This is a genomic window from Donghicola sp. (assembly GCF_025210255.1).
In the GTDB taxonomy this organism is placed as follows: domain Bacteria; phylum Pseudomonadota; class Alphaproteobacteria; order Rhodobacterales; family Rhodobacteraceae; genus Donghicola; species Donghicola eburneus.
Genome location: NZ_JAOARZ010000026.1, coordinates 41673 through 64478 on the forward strand (window position 1 = coordinate 41673; position 22806 = coordinate 64478).

At 59.3% G+C, this 22806-nt stretch carries 20 protein-coding genes; 4 read left to right on the top strand and 16 right to left on the bottom strand.

Features of this window, described 5'->3' with window-relative positions; genetic code table 11:
* Positions 1–158 precede the first annotated feature (158 nt).
* The 7 genes from N4A58_RS12445 to N4A58_RS12475 all read right to left on the bottom strand — a co-directional run bounded on the left by N4A58_RS12445 (position 159) and on the right by N4A58_RS12475 (position 8711).
* Positions 159–1706 carry a Hint domain-containing protein gene (locus tag N4A58_RS12445; RefSeq protein ID WP_293710043.1) on the bottom strand — a complete coding sequence of 516 codons (1548 nt, stop codon included), beginning with the start codon at positions 1704–1706 and terminating at the stop codon, positions 159–161.
* 481 nt (positions 1707–2187) lie between these two features.
* Complete coding sequence (locus N4A58_RS12450) at positions 2188–4356, bottom strand: esterase-like activity of phytase family protein (protein WP_293710045.1); 2169 nt, start codon at positions 4354–4356, stop codon at positions 2188–2190.
* A 108-nt stretch (positions 4357–4464) separates the two neighbouring features.
* Entirely contained in the window at positions 4465–5457 is a 993-nt protein-coding gene (locus N4A58_RS12455) for a LysR family transcriptional regulator (protein WP_072702611.1), read from the bottom strand.
* A gap of 53 nt (positions 5458–5510) precedes the next feature.
* Positions 5511–6203: a glycosyltransferase family 2 protein gene (locus tag N4A58_RS12460; RefSeq protein WP_293710048.1), complete on the bottom strand. Its 693-nt coding sequence runs from the start codon at positions 6201–6203 to the stop codon at positions 5511–5513.
* Positions 6200–6772, bottom strand: a complete 573-nt coding sequence (locus N4A58_RS12465; RefSeq protein ID WP_293710050.1) for a VTT domain-containing protein — start codon at positions 6770–6772, stop codon at positions 6200–6202. The genes N4A58_RS12460 and N4A58_RS12465 overlap by 4 nt, the downstream gene beginning before the upstream one ends.
* On the bottom strand, positions 6769–7893 hold the full coding sequence (locus N4A58_RS12470) for a glycosyltransferase (RefSeq protein ID WP_293710052.1): 1125 nt from the start codon (positions 7891–7893) through the stop codon (positions 6769–6771). Before N4A58_RS12470 ends, N4A58_RS12465 begins: the two co-directional genes overlap by 4 nt.
* Positions 7890–8711: a UDP-2,3-diacylglucosamine diphosphatase gene (locus N4A58_RS12475; protein WP_293710054.1), complete on the bottom strand. Its 822-nt coding sequence runs from the start codon at positions 8709–8711 to the stop codon at positions 7890–7892. The genes N4A58_RS12470 and N4A58_RS12475 overlap by 4 nt, the downstream gene beginning before the upstream one ends.
* 283 nt (positions 8712–8994) lie before the next feature.
* On the opposite strand from N4A58_RS12475, the gene N4A58_RS12480 reads away from it, so the two are divergent.
* On the top strand, positions 8995–10671 hold the full coding sequence (locus tag N4A58_RS12480; RefSeq protein ID WP_293710056.1) for a methyl-accepting chemotaxis protein: 1677 nt from the start codon (positions 8995–8997) through the stop codon (positions 10669–10671).
* Between the two features lie 6 nt (positions 10672–10677).
* On the opposite strand, the gene N4A58_RS12485 is transcribed toward N4A58_RS12480, so the two are convergent.
* From N4A58_RS12485 to N4A58_RS12505, 5 genes are read right to left on the bottom strand one after another with little or no spacing between them, the layout of a single operon-like run.
* The gene (locus N4A58_RS12485; protein ID WP_293710058.1) at positions 10678–11556 is read right to left on the bottom strand and encodes an energy transducer TonB; all 879 of its coding nucleotides are present in this window, start codon (positions 11554–11556) and stop codon (positions 10678–10680) included.
* A 3-nt stretch (positions 11557–11559) separates the two neighbouring features.
* Positions 11560–12348, bottom strand: coding sequence for a heme ABC transporter ATP-binding protein (locus N4A58_RS12490; RefSeq protein ID WP_072702631.1), 789 nt, complete (start codon positions 12346–12348; stop codon positions 11560–11562).
* A 1-nt stretch (position 12349) separates the two neighbouring features.
* Positions 12350–13408, bottom strand: a complete 1059-nt coding sequence (locus tag N4A58_RS12495; RefSeq protein WP_072702634.1) for an iron ABC transporter permease — start codon at positions 13406–13408, stop codon at positions 12350–12352.
* A complete protein-coding gene (locus N4A58_RS12500) occupies positions 13408–14244 on the bottom strand; it encodes a hemin ABC transporter substrate-binding protein (RefSeq protein ID WP_293710062.1) in 837 nt (278 codons plus the stop codon). Before N4A58_RS12500 ends, N4A58_RS12495 begins: the two co-directional genes overlap by 1 nt.
* Positions 14244–15287, bottom strand: coding sequence for a ChuX/HutX family heme-like substrate-binding protein (locus N4A58_RS12505; RefSeq protein ID WP_293710064.1), 1044 nt, complete (start codon positions 15285–15287; stop codon positions 14244–14246). The genes N4A58_RS12500 and N4A58_RS12505 overlap by 1 nt, the downstream gene beginning before the upstream one ends.
* Before the next feature lie 223 nt (positions 15288–15510).
* On the opposite strand from N4A58_RS12505, the gene N4A58_RS12510 reads away from it, so the two are divergent.
* From N4A58_RS12510 to N4A58_RS12520, 3 genes are all read left to right on the top strand, one after another.
* Positions 15511–17484, top strand: coding sequence for a TonB-dependent receptor plug domain-containing protein (locus tag N4A58_RS12510; protein ID WP_293710066.1), 1974 nt, complete (start codon positions 15511–15513; stop codon positions 17482–17484).
* 221 nt (positions 17485–17705) lie between these two features.
* Positions 17706–18857 (top strand): iron-containing alcohol dehydrogenase, encoded by a 1152-nt coding sequence (locus N4A58_RS12515; protein ID WP_293710068.1) that lies wholly within the window; start codon positions 17706–17708, stop codon positions 18855–18857.
* A 117-nt stretch (positions 18858–18974) separates the two neighbouring features.
* Positions 18975–19343 (top strand): hypothetical protein, encoded by a 369-nt coding sequence (locus N4A58_RS12520; RefSeq protein ID WP_293710070.1) that lies wholly within the window; start codon positions 18975–18977, stop codon positions 19341–19343.
* Between the two features lie 4 nt (positions 19344–19347).
* Here N4A58_RS12520 and pssA read toward each other — a convergent pair whose 3' ends face one another.
* The 4 genes from pssA to N4A58_RS12540 all read right to left on the bottom strand — a co-directional run bounded on the left by pssA (position 19348) and on the right by N4A58_RS12540 (position 22725).
* Positions 19348–20106, bottom strand: coding sequence for a CDP-diacylglycerol--serine O-phosphatidyltransferase (pssA, locus tag N4A58_RS12525; protein ID WP_072702648.1), 759 nt, complete (start codon positions 20104–20106; stop codon positions 19348–19350).
* 4 nt (positions 20107–20110) lie between these two features.
* Positions 20111–20785, bottom strand: a complete 675-nt coding sequence (locus N4A58_RS12530; protein ID WP_293710072.1) for a phosphatidylserine decarboxylase — start codon at positions 20783–20785, stop codon at positions 20111–20113.
* A 232-nt stretch (positions 20786–21017) separates the two neighbouring features.
* The gene (locus tag N4A58_RS12535) at positions 21018–21986 is read right to left on the bottom strand and encodes a phosphoribosyltransferase (RefSeq protein ID WP_293710074.1); all 969 of its coding nucleotides are present in this window, start codon (positions 21984–21986) and stop codon (positions 21018–21020) included.
* Positions 21987–22221: 235 nt separating this feature from the next.
* Positions 22222–22725, bottom strand: coding sequence for a DUF4405 domain-containing protein (locus tag N4A58_RS12540; protein WP_092464556.1), 504 nt, complete (start codon positions 22723–22725; stop codon positions 22222–22224).
* Between the last annotated feature and the right edge of the window lie 81 nt (positions 22726–22806).

Below are 22806 nucleotides of genomic sequence, written 5' to 3' on the forward strand. Positions count from 1 at the left end.
GCTTTCGTCGTCGCAGAGTGTTATCGCGTGGGCGGAACGGGGGGAACGGGCCTTGTTTTAAGAATTCCTAAAAGGTCTGTTAAGCTCAGTTGTCGGAAAAAGACCCTGCCGCAGGGGCAGGGCAAGTTGGGGTCGTCCTGTGGGAGGTTGGGGCCGACTTACATCAAGAGCAGGGGCGCTTCGTGCGCCTTCACCGATTGGCGGGCCAGCGCGGACACTTGCATGCCTTCGCCGTCCACATGAGCCAATTCGGGAAACAGCTCCAGAATTTCGTCTTTCGACGCTTGGGACAGGGTGTCCATCGCCTGCATGCCGGGGTGGAAGCTCTCGCTCGGGCAACCTTCGGCAAAGACGATCTCGTGCTGGTCAAACAGCATGTGGTGATAGCCGATCACACCGCCCCGCTGCTGGGTGATGCCGTTGTGGCCGACCAGAAACTTGGCAGGCACCAGAACTTCGTGATCCCCAAGCATCAGCTCTGCCTCGGCCGAGCGGACCCACATGCGGTGGTTCGGGGAAACGACCAGCTCGCGCTCATTGCCCAAGGCGCCCGCAGGGATATGAATCGGAGCGTTCTTGCCTGTCGCGCGCACGGTGCGGTTTCCCAGCCAGCGCACTGGCTTGTAGCCATTGTCCATGGTCAGGATGCGATCATCAGGCAGCAGCAGCTCGATTGGGATTGCGCCGCGCTTGGTGGTGATCAGAGTGCCCGCGCCAAAGCAGATGACTCCGGTAGTTTCAGCCGTCAGCTCGGTCGAGGCAACCGCCGCTCCCCCCAGTTCGAGGCGCAGGTTGATGCCCGCGATGATGGCACTGTAGTCGGTGCCGTTGATATTGCCGTCCAAGGTGCCGTCTGCTTGGTCCGCCTTCAGCATTCCGAGTTCGGTGGTGAAGTTGTCGGTCCCGACTGCATTCACGGCTGCCAGAGTAGAGGCATTATAGAAATCGGTCAGGTCGACGAAGTCATTATTGGTCGCGTCACCATCCAGTGCGTCACCGGTGTCGTTGCCGAAGTCGGCGATGGTGTCTGCGCCTTGGCCCGATGTGTAGACAAAAGTGTCGTCGCCATCGCCGCCTGTCAGAGCATCATCGCCAGCACCACCGTCGATGGAGTCATCGCCTGCACCGCCGTTTATGACGTCATTGTCTGTGCCGCCATCAACCGTATCGTTGCCGCCGCCCGCGTTAATGGTGTCATTGCCTGCATTGCCACGGATGCTGTCGTCACCGTCGGTGATGACGTCGCCATCCGCGTCACGATAGCCGACGCTCATGTCCTCGCCAGCGGCAAGCCCGTTGACGATCCCGTCCGTCACGGTCCCAGAGACATCAAGGTCGCCGCCGCGCGCCGTCAGTTCGAAGGTCAAAGAGCTAAGAGCTGGCAGGCCGCCTTCGGCATAGAAGTAGAGTTCGCCGTTGATCAGAACCAGCGAGACCGGCTCGGAAAAGAGGCCGAGCAACGAGTTCATCGTCGCATTGCCAAGGAACTGAATGGATGCGGGCTCCGTAGACCCCTGAAGGTAGATTTCGCTGTCTGTATCCGAGGTCGTTAAGACGCCATCGTCGTCGACCAGCGTTCCAGAAGTGGCTGCAGAAAAGCTGCTGCCCACATACGACGCACCCAGCAGGTCGTCGATGTTGTTAATGTCTAAGCCGAGTAAAGAACCATTATACTTGTACAAACCACTCAGAAGATACTGTGCCATAAGCCAGACCCATCATTTGATTTGTTATAACGGTCTAACGGGTGCCTGCTTTAGATAGTTTCAGTATCTTTGCGTTTTTGTAGATCAAAAGATTGATGCTGCCGCACAGAGCGTCAGAATTTCAAGTTACAGGTGCAACTTTATGGTGAGCCTTAGGTTCGTACCTAGTCCAGTGTTACAAAGATTATATTTCCATATATCTGAGTTTGATGGGAAAAGTGGATGTCATTACTTAACGTAACTTGACCTAAGGTTGAAATGAGAGCTTTTGCAAAAAGCGAACTTGAAAGTTTCAAAAGGGAGATTTTCTTGTTGTGCATTTTTGGTTTTACGTAAATGCAAAAATATAGCGCTCTCTTCGGGGTGGGTTGGGTCGCAAAATGAAAGTTGAGCTGTCTAATAAGGCGGTGCTTTTTTGGTCGTAAGAAAACGGCGCGCAGGGCTCGCGCGCCGTTTAATCGATGTTGGTGACGGTGAGAGCTTAGTTCAGCGGTGTGACCGGACCTAGGTTCATGAAAAACGTCTCGCCCGAGCTGTCATCTACGCCATCATTATCGGTCACGATCAGCATGTTTCCTTGGCCGTCAAAGGTCAGGCCCTCGACTTTGTCGACCACGTACCCAGCAGGAGCCTGCAAGTCGGGGATCAGGTCGCGCACAACCTCTTTGCTGACGACCGGCAATTCGCCGCCGAGCGGCGCGGGCTGCAGGTCAGCGACCGCCACGCGAGTGACTTGCTTGATCTCGGCAGCTGCCCCGATCTGGTTGTCACGTTCGATTAGGTAGACGGCGTCGCCATGCAACGTGATTTCCGACAGACCAACCCAGCCGGTTTCTGCGGCTTCTTTGGGGTAGTGCACAGCGCCCCATTCCTCGGTCTCGAGGTTATAGGACACCAGCTTGGTCATGTTTTCGGGATCATCTTTCCACTCGCGCTGAACCGCCATCCACAGAGTGTCGCCAATCAGTGTCAGACCTTCGAAGCCAAAGCGCTTCTCGACTGCCATCAGTTCTGCGGGCAGGCCAATTTCGTCCTCGATCTCGCCTTCGGCGTTCACGTGATACAGGGCGTGAGGGATGACGCGGTCGGTGCGGCCTTCACTCGCGATCCAGAAACCACCTTCGCCGTCAGTGGTGATGCCTTCCATGTCCAGTTTCTGGGCAGGCTGGCCCGCGCGGGTCACGCGGATGGCTTTCTCTATCTTTGCGGGGGATTGGGTCGCGTCGATCTGAAAGATGGTGGGTTGATAGCCGTAGAAGCTGTCGTTGACCGCGTAAACCTTGCCATCGGCGTAGGTCATGCCGGACAGCGCGCCCCAGCCGATCAGCTCGTCTGCGCCCGCCGATGTGATGGTCGGATAGGCTACAGGGGCATCTTGGTATTCAAAGATGGTCACGTGGGCGCGGGCGCCCCCGTCCTCGATCAGGTCCGCCTCGTTCGCGGTGGCCAAGATGCCCCGCTCGGGGATCGCGACCGCACCTTCGGGGCTGATGCCCGAGGGCAGCATTTGCTTCAGCACAGGGTTCGCAGGATCGGTCACGTCATAAACCGCAGCCAGCGACGCACGCTCGATCAGAACAAAGGCGTAGGTGATGTCGCCAAAGGTTGCGACTTCCATGCCCTCGGGCTCTGCGCCTTTGGAGTCAGAGCGTTTGTCAGGGTAGTGGCCGGTTTGGATCACGGCGTGCTCCATGGTGTTGCCGCTTTCCCAGACGACGGTGCCGTTCTTGTGGAATACGGTCACACCGCGCGCGCCGCCATCCATGTCGCCTTCGTTTGCGATGATGAAGTGGTCATCGTCGATCCACCCCAGGCCATCGGGTTCGCGCAGGCGGCCCATCTGCTCTTCGGTGAAGATCAGAGCGCCGCGCTCGTCAGTGGCGTCGATGTCGGTCAGGTCTACTGCGCCCGCCGAGAAGCTATTCATGACGGTACCATCCGCACCAATGATGACGATGGCGTTGTTTTCTTGAAGAGTGACGGCAATTTCTCCCAGACCGTTCACGTCCGCAAATTCAGGCTCGGGGTCGTTCGGCGCAATCTCGGTCAGGCCGGTCACGTCAATCTTTTGCAGGCCATCACAAACAGCTGCGTTGTTCTCTAGAGGCAGCTTGACCATGAAGCCTGCAGGTTCCTGACCCACGCGGCCGTCGCCTAGATCTTCGTCGCGCTCGTTTTCGATGGCGAGGGTCACAAAGGAGTTGTCCGCCGATTTTGCGATCGAGTCCGGCTGCCCGCCGAGGTCACATTCCGAAATGATCTCGCCCGAGGCGACATCCATCGTCACCAGCTTGCCCGAGGGCTGTGTGTAATTTTCCGACGTGTTCACGCCGATCAGCGCGGTTTGTCCAGCAACCACAACCGAGGTCGGCTCGCCGTTCATTTCGACGTTGCCCAATGGCTTGGGCGCCTTGGGGTCGGCGATGTCGATGCGGCCGACGACGCCCAATGGGCTGTCGGTGTAAACCAGTGTCATGCCGTCTTCGGTTGCCGAAATAATCTCGGCCGAGGTTTCGCGGCTCTGATCTTCGCCTTCGGCCATGTTCAGCGGTGTGGCAAAACTGGCAATGCGATTGAAATTCATTTCAGCGGCAGCTTCGTGCGCAAAGAGAGCGATGGCCGCCGTCAGGCAAACGCGTGTGCGGTGCATTGGAGTATCCCCGTTTGGACTTGTAATCGCAAAGTCCTTGGCTGCGGGGCGTATCGCTGGCGTTAAGCTTTTATGAAGAATAGGTGACGATCCACGCGGCGGCCGCGTTTATTGGCGGGCGTCATCGATATCGCGGTTCAGGATCGTGCTTTCTTCTTCCTGAATGGTGCAGCCAAGGCTGCGCAGCATGTCAGCTGTTTTGTCGTCATGGGCGCTGCCCTCTTTGCGCATCCATTCGGAAAAGAGCCTGACAATACGGCGGTTCGTATGGCGCGAAGGGCAAACCAGCCAGTAGGTCGGCACCTTAATCACTGCAAAGGCGCGGGACAGGGGCACCAGATCGCCGCGCTCGAGCTCGTTGATCGCCAACGTTGCGCTTTCCAGAACCACGCCTGCGCCGTCTGCTGCGACCTGAATGGCCATATTAGATCGGTCGAAGCGCAGCGGGTAAACCATGCGACCCCCCATCGCACCGTGCCGCGCCAGCCAGAAATCCCACCGGAAATGGGTTTTGACCGAGTCGATCAGACGGGCTTTTAAGAGCTGGCCAATCGGGTCGCCTGACTGCTCCTTGAGTTCCGCCAGATAAGAGGGTGAGCACATCGGCAGGACGAAGTCGTGGACCACGGCCTCTTGGTGCAGGCCCGACCAGTCGCCCGCGCCGTAGCGCAGGTCTAGGTCTACAATCTCTGTCTCGAAATCCGAAAAGTCTGGCGCGCCATCGACGCGCAGGTCCCAACCCGGATTTGCATCCAGAAACCCCTTGAGCCTTGGGGCCAGCCAGCGCACGCCGAAACTGGGGCTGACGCGCATAATAAAGTGTCGGTTTTCACGCTGGCGCACGATGGCGCTGCGCACGTCGCGCATCATGCGAAAGGCTTGGGTCGTGGTTTGAAACAGACGCTCGCCATCCAGTGTCAGGATCAACCGGCGTTTCTCGCGGCGAAAGAGACGCACGCCGAATTGTTGTTCTAACTGCCGGATCTGCTGACTGACCGCCGAGGCCGAAACGCCTAGCTCTTCGGCAGCCTTCGACACCCCGCCCAAGCGGGCGACGGCCTCGAAATAGTTCATGGCATTTAGGTTTAGATCGTGACCCATGGCGCCCTCCGGATGGGCGGCTTATGGCACGGATCAGCGCCCGATGGCAGACCTTATTGCGACACGCGCAGGCCGCGCAGGGCAACGATCTGGCCGACGGCGCTGGTGGGCGAGACGGTTCGGAACATATCCGAAAACATGCGGATATCGGCGCGGATGCCCGCAAATGGACCGTATTTCTGTGCCTTGAACGGGCTTGCGACCTTGGGCCAACGCACCACAGCGACCGAGAGTCCCTTGGCAATCCATAGGCGATTCAGGAATACCTCGAGTCCGAAGCTGCGCAAATTGGCGATCCGGTCGATGTGATCCACCAGCAGCGCACGCGGCATGATCCGCTCACCTGAGATGTAATCAAGACCGATCCAATGCCACAGGCGCGGAGCATTGCGGCGCAGGGACAGGGCGACATCTGACCGCCCGTCGCGCACAGGAGCGATCAGTGCGCTCAGCTCTGTTTCACGGAGTCCAACCAGATCGCTGTCCAGAAACAGCAGGTGCGCGCCCTGCGCAATTGCGACCCCCGCAGCGACTGCGCGAGATTTGCCGCCATTCTGGGGCTGTCGGACCAAGCGAAATGCCGGATGCCCTTTTGCCGTCTGCTCCGCAATTTCTGAGGTACCATCCGTCGAGCCATCATCAATCACGATGACCTCTGTGATGTCGGGGTGTGGCAGGACAGCGCGCAAAACGTGCGTGATCCGGTCCGCTTCGTTATAGGCAGGGATGATGCATGAAATGCTCATTTGCAGGCCCTCAGCCGGAGCATCCATGCCGCCAGCGCGATGGCCATACCAGCCAGCACCGCGAGAGAGGCATTTGAAAGCCACAGATAAATCAGGCGATAGGTGTGCCCGATCAGATACCCTAGTGCGACAAAGGCCAAGGTTTTCGGGATCGTTGCCAAGGTATTAAAAAGCATAAAGGCCGCAAAAGGCATTCGGGCCAGTCCGGCTGCTACCAGCACCGCCGCGCCTGCCGCGTGTGTCAACTTGCCCAAGGTCAAAATGCGCCCCCCCTGATGGTCGAACTTGCGGGACATAAGCCGCAGGCGGCCTTCGCGCAGACCTACGCGGCGCAGCCACGTCGCAGGCAGCAGGTGCAAGCCCCAGCGCCCCATTGCATAGAGCAGCGCGTCACCCGCTAAATCTGCCAGTACGAGGACTAGGATCAACTGAGTTAAATCGAACAGCCCGCGCTGCGCCAGCCATGCCGAAATTACCGAGACAATTGGCCCTTCGAGCACCGCGATCGGCGCGACCACCCACAGGCCGTGGGTCGCGATCAGGTTCTGGATCGTGGTCAGGTCGATCATGCGCGGCTCGGTTTCGCCGGATGACTGACGCGGTTTCCGCGCCAGATCAGTCCCCTTTGCGTCCACGTTGCGGCCCAAATCACTGGGATCAGAGCGTCTCGCAGAACAAACGCTGCGACATCGCGAAACGAGGCAGGCCAACGCGCCAGCCAAGCCAGAGCCCATTCTGCGCCATACCAGACGGTCAAAGTCGCCAGCAGCGCCCAAGCGGGCAGGGCGCCAGACCCCACCAAACCTGCGCAGATCAGCGTAGGAAGCAGGGGGCCTTGGACCATCTCCAAGAGAAACAGATGCAAGAAACCTTGTCGCCGGATCAGGGACCAGCGCAACTGCCGCGCCCACACTTGATCGAAACTTTTTGTCCCGATCGGCTGCACATAAAGCTGCTGAGCAACGCGAACGCGCTTGCCCTGATCACGGATCAGTTTGGTCATCGCGACATCTTCGGCCAGGTCACCGCCCAAGGCCTGCAAGCCACCGCCCGCATTGATGATCGAGCGCTTCCCGTACAGTGTTTTACCCTGCGCATACCCCAAACCGATTGAGTCTGCGGCCAGTTGCCAGCGGCCTTGATGCGTGTTCAGAAACGCGCATTCGACAGCAGACCACAGGTTTTCGGCATGGCTCCCTGCTGCAGGCGACGTAATGAGCCCCACCCGATGATCCTGCCAGCGGGCAACCAGCTGTCGGAGGTAATCGCGCGGTAGCAGTAGGTTGCTGTCTGTCATCACGATGTGGTCGGTATAGGCCGCCAGATAGCCCTTTTGCATGTTGTTGATCTTGGGGTTGCCGGTGATGTGGGCCTCTCCGACCATTAGTTTAGCGGGCACGTGGGGGAAGTTGGCGATCAGCTTTGTGACCAGAGCACAGGCGGGGTCATCGGCCCGCGCGGCGCAGAAAATGATGTTGTAGTCGGGGTAATCTAACAGGAACGAACTGCGCAGCGTCACTTCGTCAAAGGCATCAAGCCCGCAGACGGGGCGCAGCAGAGTTATCGGGGGCAGGTCGGTATCCGAGTCAATCCGCTCTGGCGGGCGGGTGTAACGCAATCCGGCCAGAACCACGGTGGCCAGGTGCAGTGCCAACAACGCACCGAATGAAATCATGAGAAAAAGTGTCATCCTGCCACCTCGGCCAGTACGTCTTTGGGGTCAAAGGTTTGTGCCCATAGCGCATGGGCGACGGGCGAATAGTCCAGCAGTTCGAGTGTGCCGTCGAAGGTTTCGATGACGGCGGTCATGCCATCCACCCAGTCTCCGCAATTGGCAAAAGTCTTGCCCCCCCAATCGCGTAGTGCTGGTTTGTGCGAGTGGCCGCAGACGACGCCATCGGTGCCTGCCTCGGCTGCGAGCGCCAGCGCCTTGTGATCAAAGACATAGCCTGTGCTCATCAGCTTGTTCGAGGTTGCGATGATCCACTCTACGGGCGTGCTTTGGTCAGGGCCAATCGACCAAACCTGCCGGTACCCGCTGTCGAGCCAGCGCAGCCAGCTGTCCAATCGGCTGCCGAGTCGGGTCATGAAGTGCTGCCGCAAGAGTCGGTTGTCACACTGGTCGCCATGCAAAACCAGATAGGTGCGGCCATCGGCGGCCTCGTGTACCAACTCGTTCTTTATATCCCACCCGCCGTCTGGCGCATCTGCGCCCGTCCGCATCGGGGCATCGTGATTCCCGGGCAGATAGGTGATCTGCGTGCCGGTGCGCGCTTTGCGGCGCAGTTCGGCCAAAATAGCGTCGGCCGTGTCGCACCAGTGGATGCGGCCCCCATGCCAGATGTCCAGAATGTCGCCGACCAGATAAATCCGTTCAGTCGTAAGGTTTCGCAGGGCGGCAAGAATTGTCGCCGGATTGGCGGCGCGCGCCCCCAAATGCCAGTCGGACAGGAAGATGCTGCGGCAGCAAATATGAGTGTCGGGCTGGATTTCTTTGAACGGTAGCATCGTGTTTCGCGAGCTCGGTCAGGGAAAGGATCGGGTCTGCTGGCCCTCTTATCCCCCTGCGTTGTATCGGGAATATGACGATTGGCGTTCACACTACTGTCACATGGGCCGCGCGGGTGCAGGCGCAGCGCCAACCCGCGCGGCCTCAGGCGCCGACTGGCATGCGGCTTGCAAGATACCCGCGACCCATTCGGCTAGGTTTCTAAAACTCTACGCCTCGCGCCGTTTGCCCAACTAAGCATCGCGTGATGCGCGCCGATTGAAAGACGAAGGAAAAACAATAATGTCCACGGCAAATGATGCCCTCGTGACCAAAGACGTATCTGCAGCGCTGGACCTTCTGTCCTACCCTGTGATGATCTCTGATGCGGACTTGATCATCCGCTTTGTGAACAAGGCCGCCTACGAGATGTTCGGTATGATCGAGGCTGACTTGCGCGCGGCGCTTCCGGCTTTTGACACAAGCGACATCATTGGGCGCTCGATCGATTTGTTCCACCGCGCCCCTGCCAACCAGCGGAAAATGCTTGCCGGTCTGCGCAAAACCCACAGCGGCGCGTTCAAGGTCGGTGCCAAGGCTCTGGCATTCAAGGCGACGCCACAGTTTGATGAAAATGGCAAAACGCGCGGGTTTTACGTGGAGTGGTCCGACCGCACTGAGATTGAGCGTGCGCAGTCCCAGACCCAAGCCTTGTTGAATGGTGTAAAGACCCTGACCGAAGCCCACGCTGCAGGTCAGCATAGCAAGCGCATTGAGCTGAATGCCCTAGAGGGTGAGTATGCGGATCTTGCGGCTGCAACTAACCTCATGCTGGACGGCCATGGCCAGATCAAGCAGTCGATCATCGAAACGATTGAGGCCTTTGGTCAAGGTGATTTCGATCATCCCTTCCCCTCGCTTCCTGGCGAAGGTGGGGCGATCACGACGGCGATCGAGCGCGTTCGCGGCTCCTTTAAGCGCGTAATCTCTGAAATTGACACCCTCTCGAATGCACTGGTCAGCGGTGATCTGACTCGCCGCGCCGATGCGAGTGCGTACGAAGGGGTTTACCGCCAGATCATTACGAATTTCGAGCGGTCCTTCGATGCGCTGAACGCCACCATTTATTCGGTCAAAGAGCAGGTCGCCCAAGTGTCCGAGGCGATCACGCAGGTCACCCGCTCGGCTGGTAGCCTGAACGACAACGCGCAGGCACAGGCTGCCGCACTCGAAGAGATTTCGGCCACTGTCGAGCAGACCGATAATATGGTGCGCTCCAACGCCGAGGCGTCCAAGAAAACCGTGACCTCTGTCGGCTCGACTCTGTCGATCATCACGTCAGGCGAGGGCCGCGTGACTGAAATGGTCACCGCCATGGAAGACATCCAGAAATCTTCGGATGACATTAGCCGTATCATCAAGGTTATCGACGATATCGCCTTCCAGACCAACCTTCTGGCGCTGAACGCAGCGGTCGAGGCTGCGCGTGCGGGCACACATGGTCGTGGCTTTGCGGTCGTGGCCCAAGAGGTCCGGAACCTTGCGGGTCGATCGGCCAAAGCGGCCAAAGAGACCGCCGAACTCATTGAGGATTCGACATCCAAGGTAAACTCGGGCGTCGAACTGGCCAATGACACGCGCTCGGCCTTTACCGAGATTTCGACCAACATTCAGGAGATCGAGAGCGAGGCACGCCGTGTGCAGGATGGCAGCATGGATCAGGCGCGCGGCACACAGCAGATCGCGCAGGCGCTGGGTGAGCTATCCATTGCCGGATCGCGTATCACCAATCAGGCGGACGAGTTGAACGCCGCGGCGATTCAGATGCAGGGCGCGACCCGAAACATGTTGGACAAGGTCGAGCACTTCAGCCTGCGCCCGACCCGCAGCACAGCCACTGCAGGTACGGCGATGCCGGACTTGTCGCAACTGACGCCCGAAATGATGGCGCAGATCCAGCGAATGATGGCTGCGCGCTAGGCGGCTTTAGCGCGACTGCACCTCGAGCCTGAAGGACTGCGCGCCGACACCCAAGCCTTTTGGGGCGGGCGGGAAACGACCCGCCCGCTCGACCGCCAGCAAAGCGAGGCGGTCGATCTTTTGACTTCCGGACGAATTTGCCAGCGCGGCGCCCTGTAGGCGGCCATCGGCCCCGATCGTCACACGCACAGTGGCGGCCCCGCGCCCCGCGCCCCGCGGTACATTCCGCGCAATCCGCGAATGGATCGCTGCACCCCATTCCCGCATGAGGCTTGTTTTCTTGGACTTAGACAGGCCAGCTTGCTCTGACGTCTTCGCCTGTCCTGCTGCTGTTCCGCCCCCTTGGCCCGCTGCCTTTGCCGCATTCGAAGCCCGCGATGACACGCTGGCGGTTTTGCGCTCTGACTGCGGTTTTGGGTCAGGCTTTGACGCCTGCTTCGGAGCGGGCGGTTTGGGTGCAGGCGGCTTTGGGCGCGTCATGGGGCGCAACGCTTCGGTAATCGCGGGCTCGGCCTCTGGCGGGGGCGGCGCGGTTTTCTCGACCTTGGGCAAATCGGGTGTGGCCGGCGGTTCTGTCATCTGCGGCAGGGCAATGCCCGGTGTCTGGACTTGCGGCATCTCTGGCATGCTCGTCTCTGGCAGCGAAGGGACAGGGGCTGCAATAGGAGCGGCAATGGTGGGTTCAGGCACACTGACGTCGGGCGGTGTTTCCCACTCCTCGACCAGCATCGCGACGGCTTCGGAACTGGCGGTCAGGGACAGCAATTCGGTGCCTTGGTTGCCCGCCGCTTGCGGCGCGCCCTCGGGCATTTGAAACACAAAAGCAAGGGCGTGGGCCCCCACCGCAATCGAAAAGAATGCCGTAAACTCTGCCAGTCGTCGCATGGATTAAGCCCTTGCTCCTGCCATTTGAGGAAGAATGAATGTGGATTGGTCTGGCGGCGCGACCCCGACCCGCAATGGGCAGCCATAAGCGTGACTGAGGTGGTCATCGACCAAAACCTCCCGCACCAGCCCTTGGGCTGTGATCTGACCGTTGCGCATCAGGATCATGTGATCCGCGAACATGGCCGAGAGGTTGAGGTCGTGCATAACCGCAACCACGCCGCCGCCTTGGTCCGCAAAGTCCCGCGCGATTTGCATGACCAAGAGTTGGTGCCCGATGTCCAGACTGCTGACCGGTTCGTCAAGGATCAGCCAACGCGGGGCACCGTTGGTGCTGATCGGCTGCCAAACCTGCAAAAGAACGCGCGCCAATTGAACGCGCTGCTGCTCTCCGCCCGACAGGTCACTGTAAAAGCGGCTGGCGTAGCCCTTCAGGCCAACGCGGTGCAGCGCATCAAAGGTGCGGTCTGGACCACCCGCGCCGATCCCGCCCATCTGCCCAAGGCGGACCACTTCGGCCACCGTGAACGGAAAAGCGAGGACCGTGGACTGTGGTAGGACAGCCCGCATCGAGGCCAACTTCCAAGCGGGGGTCTGGGTGATATCATGCCCGTTCAGTGTGATCTGGCCATCGAACACAGTCTCTGCTGTCAGCGCACGAAGCAATGTCGTTTTGCCGGACCCGTTTGGCCCGACAATCACCGATAGCTGAGCGGGGGCAAAGCTGGCGGAGACGTCGTGCAGAATTTCTTTGGACCCAAGTGTGACGTGAATGTTTCGGGCGATCAGCATCTTATCCCCCCATCAGGGCGCGGCCGCGCAGCAGCAGCCAGAGGAAGAAGGGCCCGCCCAAAGTTGCGGTAACGATGCCGATGGGCAGCTCTGCTGGGGCCACGATCACGCGGCTGATCAAGTCCGCCAACAAAAGCAGGCTCGCCCCCAGAAGCGCGGCATTGGGCAACAGCTCTTCGTGGTCGGGGCCTGAAATCAGGCGCAGCAGATGGGGCACGACGATCCCGACGAAGCCGATCCCGCCGCTCACCGCCACGGCAGCTCCGGTGGCAGCGGCGGTCGATAGGATCGCCACACGCTTCAGACGTTGGACGGGCAAGCCGATGTGATAGGCGGCTGCCTCTCCCAGAGCGAGGCCGTTCAGCCCGCGCGCCAAAGGCCGCGCGCAGAGAAGACCCGCGATCATCAGGGGCGCGGCAGCCATCAGCTTGGTCCATGTGGCACCGGCCAGCGATCCGAGGCCCCAGAAGGTCAGGTCGCGCAGTTGGGTGTCGTCGGCAGCATAAATCAGCACGCCAGAGAGCGCTCCGGCGAGGGCGGAAATCGCGATCCCCGCCAACAGCAGTGTGGCGATGGTCGTCACCCCACGCCGCGTCGCGATCGCGTACAGCACCATGATGGTCCCCCATGCTCCGAGTGCGGCAGCAAGCGGGACGAGCCAAGGGCCGAGCGCGCTCGCAAGCCCAAAAGGCAGAGCCGACCCCAGCACGATCGCGAAGACAGCGCCCGTCCCTGCACCTGCGCTGACCCCGACAATTCCAGGGTCGGCAAGAGGGTTGCGGAACAGACCCTGCATCACTGCGCCGGAGACAGCGAGCGCAGCCCCGACGACAATCGCCATCAGCATACGCGGCAGGCGGATGTCCCATAGAACCACCTTGGCCGCCAAGGGCAGCTCTGCGGGGGTGACAGCTGCGACGAGTGCGTCCCACAAGGTGACGCCTGTCGCGCCCGTTGTCAGGCTTAGGACGCAGCAGGCCAGTAGTGCGACCCACAGCACACTGCGCACGCGAACCGCGATGGCGCGGCGTGGGGCGATATTGTCAGGGACAGCAACCATCAGCCGGCCTCTTTGACCGAGTGTGGCAGTTGACGCGACAGATCACGGATGGCGTCGGGGGTGCGCGGGCCGAACCCCAGCAAGTATACGCCGTCCATGCGGATGATCGCCCCATTCTGCGCCGCTGGAGTCGCACCCAGAGCTGGGTGCGACTGGATCGCAGCGTCGTTGATCGCGTGCTCCCCAGCGCGGGCCATCATCAGGATCACGTCTGGGGCGGCGGTCAGGACGGCCTCGTCGGTGAGCTGCTTGTAGCCGTCAAACGCCGTAATCGCGTTTTGCGCACCGGCGAGGGTGATGATGCCGTCGGCTGCGGTTTCGCGGCCCGCTGCCATCACACGGCTTCCTTGCAGGGACATCACGAACATGACGGATACATCATGATTTGCGGCATCCGCTTGGGCTGCGGCCAGTTGTGTCTCGATACGGTCCGCAAGCGCATCGCCCTGATCCTCTAGCCCCAAGGCTTCTGCGATCACGTGGACCTTGGCAGGAATCGCTGCTGCGTCGTAGCCGCTGGGAACCGTCACCCACGGGACACCTGCGCCAGTCATCAGATCAACTGTTTCCGCTGGACCCGCGCCGGTTTCGGCCAGAATGAGGGTGGGATCAACGGAAAGGATGCCTTCGGGGGCCAAGCGGCGGACGTATCCAACGTTAGGCAATGCCTCGGCCTGCGCGGGATGGGTCGAGGTTTGATCCCGTCCAACCAGCAGATCACCTGCGCCCAAGGCATAAACGATTTCGGTTACCGCCCCACCAAGAGACAAGACGCGCGGGGATTCTTCGGCCGCCAGAGTGGTTGGCAGTAGGGCAATGAGGGCAAGCCAACGCATCACAGACCCTCCGCCGCGGTGGGCAGGTCACGGACCATGTGGTTCCAGCCCGCGTAGAAATCCTCATCACGGGTTCGGACCCCGAAAATCTGCAGGATCAGCCCCCCCATGGCATCAAAAGCCTCGACCGACAGGGCAGTGCCGCGACGGGTGGGCTTTTCGACGGCGTACACCTCGGCGATGGGGTCGGTCTTGAGGTGCAGGTTAAAGCCGGGATCAAGGATGTTGAACCACGGGCCCATGACCTTGGTGGTTTGCGGGGTGCCTGTGTGGATCTGGATGCAGCCGTGGTTTCCGACAAAGGTCATCACTGGCACTTCATGGACGGCACTTTGTTCTAGCGCGGTCAGTACTGCACCGGCGTCCAATTGCCGGACAAAGGGCGCACCCGCGATACGATATGCCCCAAGGCGGTTCATCTTTAGCCGGTCCACGAGGCCCAGAACCTGATGGGTGTCAGTCATGGCCGCCCATTGCTCGCGCAGACGGTCGGCTTTGTCGTGGTTTTCTTTGGCTGGCTCGATCGCGCGACGCGGCTCAAAATCCCCCACGGGGGCCGCAACACGCAGCTGTTCGACAACGTCGGCCCATGGCTCGGCGTCCGAGGCGGCGGTCAGATGGACCTTGTGCATTGCATCGCCCGCCGCATCAAAGAATTGCAGCGAATGACGCGGCCCATCGTCGGTGTGACGCTCGACCGCAAAACCGCGCACAAAATGGCGGGGGAAATAGCGCATGTCGATCGGGCGGTTCAGGATCATGCCGGCGCGTTCTCCGGCGCGGTATTCGCCATACTCGCCGTGCACTTCGCTGACGACATGCTCATTGCGGGTCAAAGCCATGACCTGTCCGAAACGCGGCACTTGGGCGAGCGCGGCTGTCAGATCGGCGGTGATTGGCGTTACACCCTCGCCGATATGGGCGTCGAGCACAGCGGCCTCTGACAGTCCATGGGTTGTGGCGAAGTCGCGGATACGCTGGTTCGGGTTTTCCGTGCGCAGGGATCGGATGTCTGCGGCGGTCAGGTGAATGTCTTTAGGCATGAGAAGGCACCCCGTAGAACGGTAGATTGGAGTAGGTGCCTAGCTTCGCCGCTGTGCATGAGGAAACACGGGCGATGCGGGGTAAATCAATAGTTGACAATAATAGTAAGAAAAAATATCCGGCGCAAGTCTGATCCGCAAATGATGCGGATCACATCCATGATATCTTTCACTGCCAGCCCCGCGCCAGCGCTGTAACCTTCTGATCAAAGGGGACTGCTCTATGCGGACTTTTCTCTCTGTGCGTGTGGCATTGCTGGCCAGCTGCGCGATGTGTTTTTCGACTGGCGCCTTGGCTCAAGACATCACTCTGGACCCTGTCGTTCTGGCCAAATCCAAACGCGAGGTGCAAACCGACACCGCCATTTCCGAAACCGTTGTGACCGAAGAAGAGGTCGAGGACCGGCAGGCCGGCACGATCGCTGAACTGGTGGATACTGTGCCGGGCGTGACTCTGGTCAACGGCTCTAGCCCCCAAGGGTCGGGCATCAATATTCGTGGATTTGGCGCGAACGGCACCTATGGCAGTGACCAAAAAGTTCTGATTCAGGTGGACGGCGCGAATGTCGGGTCCGAAGAACTCTACCGCATCGGTACACAGCTCTACACTGATCCATCGCTGTACAAAGAGGTGACGGTTGTGCGCGGCATGGCGGGAACCTTTGAGTACGGTTCGGGCGCCATTGGTGGTTTGGTGCGTCTAGAGACCAAGGACGCATCGGACTTCACCGGTGGCGAGCCGGGCTTCAAACTGCGTCAGACCCTGCAGTTCGGCTCGAATGGCGGACAGTTTGCCAGCTCCAGCATTCTGGCGTGGCAGCCGACCGAAGATCTGGAACTGCTGGGGAACTACACCTACCGCAGCCAAGAGGCGCAGAAGGATGGGAACGGCGACAATGTTAGCGACGACGGCTACGAATTGCCTTCTTGGGCGGTCAAAGCGCGCTATCGCTTTGGTCAGGATCGCGCCCACGCCCTGATGTTCTCGATGGCGGAAACCACGTCCGAAGAGACAGACGTGCCCTACAACAGCTTTGCCAGTGCAACAGACAACTTCGGCAATGTGGACCGCAGCGTGTTTTCGGAAACCCGCACCCTGCGCTACACCTATGATGCGCCGGGCAACGACTGGCTAAACCTGACGGTTGAGCATTCGCGGGCCGAACAGCAGATTGAGTCCAGCTACGTGTCGGGCAGTTCAGTGCTCGAGGCGAACCCCTTCGTGTGGCCGAACTTGCAGCCGCTGGTGAATGCAGACCAGCACTACGTCACCGCCAAAACTACGGTGAAGAACCAGTCGCTGTTCCAGACTGGCGTGCTGAGCCACGATCTGCGCTACGGCTACGAGCACATCCAGAAAGACCGTCTGGATGCCTCTTCTGCGCCGGGGGGTAAGGATCTGCGCGATGCGTTCTTTGTGGTCGATGACATACAGTGGGGCGGCCTGACCCTGACGCCCGCGATCCGCTATGAAAAACAGGCGATCCGCAGCGATTACGGCGACTACGCAAACGAGGCGCTGATGGGCGGGCTGTCTGCGCGGTATGCCTTTGACAATGGGATGTCGGTGTTTGGCAGCGCGGCCTATTCCGAGAACCTGCCGATCCTTGATGATCTGACCAATGCCGATTACATGGGGCGCAGCGAAAAGGCGCACACCTTTGAACTCGGTGCGGCTTATGAGCGGAGCAGCCTGTTTTCTGGTGGGGATAGTGCGGCGATCAAGCTGACCCACTATCGGACCGAGGTGTGGGATCTGACCAGCTACTCGGGCGTCACCAACATCGCTCTGCAGGGCTACGAGTTGGAGGGCTCTTACAGCACGGACAGTGGGTTCTACACTGACGTGAACAGCACGTGGAGCTTTGGCCGTGACACCACTGACGGTGCCGAGAATGATTGGCAATACACGCCCGCAAACACGCTCAGCGTCGCTGTTGGCAAGCGTTGGGGGCAGGAGTTCGACCTAAGCTGGGAAGTGGTCGCAAACGCTGAGCGCGAATTTAACGACGTGACCACCGACCAAAGCGTCGTTCACAATCTGCGCGCTACCTACCGCCCGCAAAGCGGCGTAATGGAGGGCTTCGAAGTGCGTGTCGGGCTCGAAAATGCGGGGGATCTGGACTACACGCCTTACCTCGCGACGCGGTCTGCCCCCGGTCGCAATCTGAAGCTGACGCTGACCAAGACGTTCTAAGGTTGGCCCCATATCTGACCACGAAAGCCAGCATTACACATGCTGGCTTTTTGTTTCTGTATGAAACAAAGACAGTGTCTGAAAGGCAATAAATACGGGCAGATGACGCCATCTTTCGTTGACGGATGATCGCCCGCAGACCAATCTCATAGCCAAAGGATGCAAAGGGTTTCAACGAGGAGGGGCCCCTTGTAGCCAATTTTGGGATTGGAGGATTTTTAATGAATATTCAAGCCACGATCGGAAAAGACCAAGAGTCTGTGGCCGGAGTTATTTCTTACCTGACACGCATCGAATTCGGCGAGGGCGCTCTTGCGAAACTGCCCTCGCTCTTGAACGAGCTGGGGGTGACCAAGCCGCTCATCTGCACGGACAAGGGGCTGGTGGCCACCGGCTTGATCGCGCGCGCCACTGCAGAGCTGAAGCACCACGCGGTCTATGATGGTACGCCCGCCAACCCAACCGAAGAGGCCGTGTTGGATGCTTGGGACGTGTACCGAACCAATGGATGTGACGGGATCGTTGGAATTGGCGGCGGGTCCTCTTTGGACTTGGCCAAGGGCGTTCGTATCCTGACAGGCCATCCGCCGCCTTTGGGGCAATACGCAGCGATCAATGGTGGCGTCACCCGTATTCACGGTAAAATCCGACCGCTGATCGCCGTGCCCACAACCGCGGGCACAGGCTCCGAAGTGGGGCGAGGAGCTGTGATTATTACTGCAGATGGCCGGAAATTGGGGATTTTGTCGCCGTACAATCTGCCTTCCATCGCGCTGTGCGATCCAGAGCTGACCTACGGGCTGCCGCCGATGTTGACGGCCGCGACGGGCATGGACGCGATTTCGCACTGCCTCGAGACGTATATGGCACCTGCCTTCAACCCTCCGGCCGAGGCGATTGCCCTGCATGGTCTGGACTGCGGTTTGCGCTCGATCGAGGCGGCGACCACCAACGGGCTGGACCGTGAGGCGCGCCGTGACATGATGGTTTGTGCGCTGGAGGGGGCAATGGCCTTTCAAAAGGGGCTCGGGGCGGTGCATGCTCTGACCCACCCGCTCGGCGCCATCCGCGAACTGAACCTGCACCACGGCACGCTAAACGCAGTTCTGATGCCAGAAGTCTTGCGCTTTAATCGCCCCGCCATCGGGGACAAGTGGTACGAACTGACAAAACGGATGGGCGGCGATCCCGCTGAACAGTGCGCAGCGCTGAACCAGCGGCTCGGCATGCCGTCGGGACTATCTGAAATGGGCGTGACTCCGGCGATGATGGAAAAAGTCTCTCAGGATGCGCTCAAGGATCACTGTCACGCCACGAACCCGCGCAATGCAACCCAGCGCGATTATCTAGATATCCTAGAACGCTCTGCCTAAGCGCTAGGGGGACGCGTTACAGCGCCCCCGATTGACCTTGGTCGCCGTTCCGTCAAAGATGAAGAGACCCCTGCGCCAGTGATTTTGGCGCGACTGACATGACGGCGGAACAGGCGAATGGATGCTGGCAAGGTTGTTGTTTGGGTATTTGGTGCGACGATTGCTGGCCTAACGGCCTATAATTTCCGGTACGAGATCGGGGATCTTCTACATTTTGAACGGCGCGAGATTTCTGCAGAGATCACGTTAGACAATCGCTGTGAATTCCGCGACTCCGTGATGATCGTGCGCGACCAGGACACTGATGCCTTTGCCAAGTTCTACGGGGGTGTCGCGATCCTGAAGACCAAAGAACGCAATCGCGTGCGGCTTGAGTTCGACCCCAAATACGACGATGTCGAGTTCTTTGGAACAGAGTTTCCGGCTCAAGAAAAGATGACCTTGATTGCGGACTGCAAGAATGCCCGCAAATACATCTTCTTCTGACCGTTTAGCTAAAGAAGCGGCCTCTGGCGTCGATCACACATTTGATCAGGATGACGACATAGGCCGTATCCACTGCGATCAGCAGCAAGAAGGGTCGGGTGAACAATACACCAATCCCGACCACGACCGCGAACATGAACAGAACGATCAACGGCCGCGGGACGCGGAGCCCCTTGGGTGACAGGGTCTTGAGTGTCGAGATCATCAGCAGCGCCGAAAACGCTGTCCAAAGCGCCACAAGGATAGGCACCGCGTTGGTGTCGACGACTTCGCCAAGCCAGAGGAAGAGGGGCAGCAGAGCCAAGTACGCACCGCCGGGTGCGGGGACCCCGATGAAGTGGGTGCTGGTCTTTTCGTCGTCCAGCGCCTGCCCCTTCATCACATTAAAACGGGCCAATCGCAGGCAGGTCGCGGCTGCAAAGATCAGAACGAAAACCCAGCCTATCGTGCCAAGCTGGTTCAAGATGGATTGATACAGCAGGACACCGGGCGCAACGCCAAAACACAGGAAGTCAGAGAGAGAATCCAACTCGGCGCCCATCTTGGACGTCGCATTCAAGCGCCGCGCCAGCAGGCCATCCAGCCCGTCCATCAAGGACGCGAGCAAGATCAGGCCCACAGCCCCGATGTAGTTTTCGTCCATAGAAAACCGGATCGAGGTCAAGCCAAAGGCCATCCCTGCCAGCGTGACCATGTTCGGCAGCAGCAGCAGGAAGGGGACTTTTTCGGACTGAACCGGGGGGCGTGGGCTGTGATCTGTCATGGGATCAGGACTTTGCGTTCAAATCCGCGAGAACGGTCTCACCGGCGATCATAGTCTGGCCGATTTGCACCTTGGGCTCGACGCCGTCGGGCAGGTAGATGTCCAGACGCGATCCAAAGCGGATCAGGCCAAAACGCTCGCCGGTCGCCAGCGTCTGCCCCTCTTTGGACCAGCACAGGATGCGGCGCGCCACGAGGCCCGCGATCTGCACGACACCGTAGCGGCGACCGTCTTCGAGTGCGACTGTCAGGCCGTTCCGTTCGTTGTCCTCGGACGCTTTGTCGAGCGAAGCGTTCAGAAACTTGCCGGGACGGTACGCGACCTTTTCCAAGGTTCCTGCTGCGGGCAGACGGTTCACGTGGCAGTTGAACACCGACATAAAGACCGAAATGCGGGTCATCGGCTGGTCGCCCAAACCCAATTCAGCGGGCGGCACAGCGGGTTCTAGCAGCGAAATGATCCCGTCCGCGGGCGAAATCATCAGGCCAGGCTGCGATGGGGTGACGCGCACCGGATCGCGGAAAAAGTAGTAGACCCAAACGGTCAGACCGACGCCGATCCAGCCAAGCGGCTCCCAGATCAGAAAAAGGATCACCGTGATCGCGACGGCAATCGCCACGAATTTGCGCCCCTCGGGGTGCATCGGTTTGACAAAGGTCGAGAGCATGGAAACAGACATCGGGGCCTCTGGTGCTGCGGGTTTGCGGCGTCCTAGCCTAAATTCTAGCGGGATGTTAGTGGGTTTGAACAGAATGCGGCAGAACGAACGCTGGCGCAATCAGTTGCAAGGGGCGTTAATGCACAGAATCCCCGAACCCGCGGGATCGTGAACTGTGTTCATGGACCAAGCTTGGGGGAAATGGCACGAGATTCGGCCAACCCAAGTACGGATTGGCCGGAAATCGAGTTCTTTAGCCGCGACCGGCGAGCGTTTTCATCGCATAGTAAAACTTGTCGCCTGCCATGCGGCGCGCCTGAAGTTTGACTTTGGCCAGAAGCGCTGCCGATCCTTTGGAGCCGTTTGCGCTGCGCATCCGGATCGGGCTGCCGTCGTGGATCATGCTTTGCGTTGCCACGCACAAGACAGGACGCTGGGAGATTTTCTGAATCTCGGCTGCGTCGTACGCCTCGCTTTCGATGAAGAGGTCAGCGCCGGTTTCGACGTAGATTCGTGCCTTGAACGCAGGCGAGTTCGCTTTCTCTTCGTCGGTCTGGGTCATGATCAGCTTGCCGTAACGCACACCGTTGTCACGCATCCACGCCTCGGTTTCTGCGCGGTATTTTTCGTGGCGGCTTGTCACCAGCCACGCAATCTCGCCGGAGGTAGCATGTAGCTTCTCAGCGGTCTGCAAGAACTTGCGATAGGCTTTACCATCATCGTCCTCGTGCGCCTCGGGGTTGCAGCAGAGCACGCCGTCAATGTCGACGCAGGCGTTCTGAAGCACGGCGTGGTGCATCATGTTCCACTGGCACACCGGAGACAGTGAATTGGTTTCCAAAACCACATCCACATCGGGGTGTTTAGCGACCTGCGAGTAGACCGAGCAGAAGACGATATTGCCAGAGACCCCTTCTAGCGCGACCCGCGCCTTTTTGAAAGCGCGGCCCGAGCCAACAGTATCGTCAATCACCAGCACCGTCCGCTGCTCTGACATGGCTTTGTCCACGTCTGGCGCGTCTTTGGTCGCGCCATAGCCAAAAACTTTGCCTGACACGAGTCCGTCCAGATCGGTAAGGGGCAGGTTCAGCTGTGTCGCGAGCATTGTCGCAGGCAACATGCCTGAGCGGGGAATCCCGACAACCAGATCAATTTTGTCAGGCAGTTTGCGTCGGTTTGCTAAAATCGCAGCCGACATGTCCTGAACACTAATAAATTTCATAAAATCGCTCCTGAAAAACGCGAAGCAGACAAGAATAAGCCAGTCAACCTTAGGTGGTGCGTCGATCTATTGCAATTTCAAACTCGGGGACAAGGTGTTCAGTACAGCGTTTTACTCGCTTTGATGAGATCACATCGGAGCTGTAGCGCGAGGCCAGACGCGATGGCTCGTAAGGTATAACGCGTCTGGATCAAGATTAAGGCGCTGTGATATATACAGTTTCTTTTGGGAGATGTCAGCGTGCGCTCGCCACGAGCGTTGCTGCGATGTCCATTTCGGATTTGCCTGCTGCTGCTGCAATTGCGCTCAAAGTTTCATCTTCGGAGTTTACGGAGTATCCTGCGCTTTCCAATGCGGCGGTCAGATCTGCCGAGTCTTGGTGCAGAACAGATGCAACTTCAGCGACAGAGCCCTTCATCACCATTGCAGACAGGGTAAACGCGGCGGGGCGCCCGCCTCCGCCTTCGCCGCCGACGGGAACCATAAAGATTGCTGCTGCCACAATTGAGACGCCCATCGCGATGCCAAAGGCCGCGCGCTTGAAATAGGCGGTCATGGGGCGCCAGTTTTTCCACATGTGCAGCACAAAGGGTATGATCAAAACCATGCTCAGCCATTCATGCATCCCGTGAAAGCCGGACGGCCCGATGTGAAAGAACAGAGCAACCCCTGAAATCAGGGAAACAAGGAAGAGGCCGGTAATAAACGGCGTGGCATAGCGCATCAGTGTCGATTTCATAAAAACGATCCTTTTTGGGTGCGGGAATGGCTGGCTACCGCCAAAAATCAGGTTGTTTTGATGAAACGCGCAAAGCTGGAC

Coding starts and splice junctions, on each gene's coding strand:
- N4A58_RS12445 (WP_293710043.1), bottom strand. CDS start 1,706: ATGGCACAGTATCTTCTGAGTGGTTTGTACAAGTATAATGGTTCTTTA.
- N4A58_RS12450 (WP_293710045.1), bottom strand. CDS start 4,356: ATGCACCGCACACGCGTTTGCCTGACGGCGGCCATCGCTCTCTTTGCG.
- N4A58_RS12455 (WP_072702611.1), bottom strand. CDS start 5,457: ATGGGTCACGATCTAAACCTAAATGCCATGAACTATTTCGAGGCCGTC.
- N4A58_RS12460 (WP_293710048.1), bottom strand. CDS start 6,203: ATGAGCATTTCATGCATCATCCCTGCCTATAACGAAGCGGACCGGATC.
- N4A58_RS12465 (WP_293710050.1), bottom strand. CDS start 6,772: ATGATCGACCTGACCACGATCCAGAACCTGATCGCGACCCACGGCCTG.
- N4A58_RS12470 (WP_293710052.1), bottom strand. CDS start 7,893: ATGACACTTTTTCTCATGATTTCATTCGGTGCGTTGTTGGCACTGCAC.
- N4A58_RS12475 (WP_293710054.1), bottom strand. CDS start 8,711: ATGCTACCGTTCAAAGAAATCCAGCCCGACACTCATATTTGCTGCCGC.
- N4A58_RS12480 (WP_293710056.1), top strand. CDS start 8,995: ATGTCCACGGCAAATGATGCCCTCGTGACCAAAGACGTATCTGCAGCG.
- N4A58_RS12485 (WP_293710058.1), bottom strand. CDS start 11,556: ATGCGACGACTGGCAGAGTTTACGGCATTCTTTTCGATTGCGGTGGGG.
- N4A58_RS12490 (WP_072702631.1), bottom strand. CDS start 12,348: ATGCTGATCGCCCGAAACATTCACGTCACACTTGGGTCCAAAGAAATT.
- N4A58_RS12495 (WP_072702634.1), bottom strand. CDS start 13,408: ATGGTTGCTGTCCCTGACAATATCGCCCCACGCCGCGCCATCGCGGTT.
- N4A58_RS12500 (WP_293710062.1), bottom strand. CDS start 14,244: ATGCGTTGGCTTGCCCTCATTGCCCTACTGCCAACCACTCTGGCGGCC.
- N4A58_RS12505 (WP_293710064.1), bottom strand. CDS start 15,287: ATGCCTAAAGACATTCACCTGACCGCCGCAGACATCCGATCCCTGCGC.
- N4A58_RS12510 (WP_293710066.1), top strand. CDS start 15,511: ATGCGGACTTTTCTCTCTGTGCGTGTGGCATTGCTGGCCAGCTGCGCG.
- N4A58_RS12515 (WP_293710068.1), top strand. CDS start 17,706: ATGAATATTCAAGCCACGATCGGAAAAGACCAAGAGTCTGTGGCCGGA.
- N4A58_RS12520 (WP_293710070.1), top strand. CDS start 18,975: ATGGATGCTGGCAAGGTTGTTGTTTGGGTATTTGGTGCGACGATTGCT.
- pssA (WP_072702648.1), bottom strand. CDS start 20,106: ATGACAGATCACAGCCCACGCCCCCCGGTTCAGTCCGAAAAAGTCCCC.
- N4A58_RS12530 (WP_293710072.1), bottom strand. CDS start 20,785: ATGTCTGTTTCCATGCTCTCGACCTTTGTCAAACCGATGCACCCCGAG.
- N4A58_RS12535 (WP_293710074.1), bottom strand. CDS start 21,986: ATGAAATTTATTAGTGTTCAGGACATGTCGGCTGCGATTTTAGCAAAC.
- N4A58_RS12540 (WP_092464556.1), bottom strand. CDS start 22,725: ATGAAATCGACACTGATGCGCTATGCCACGCCGTTTATTACCGGCCTC.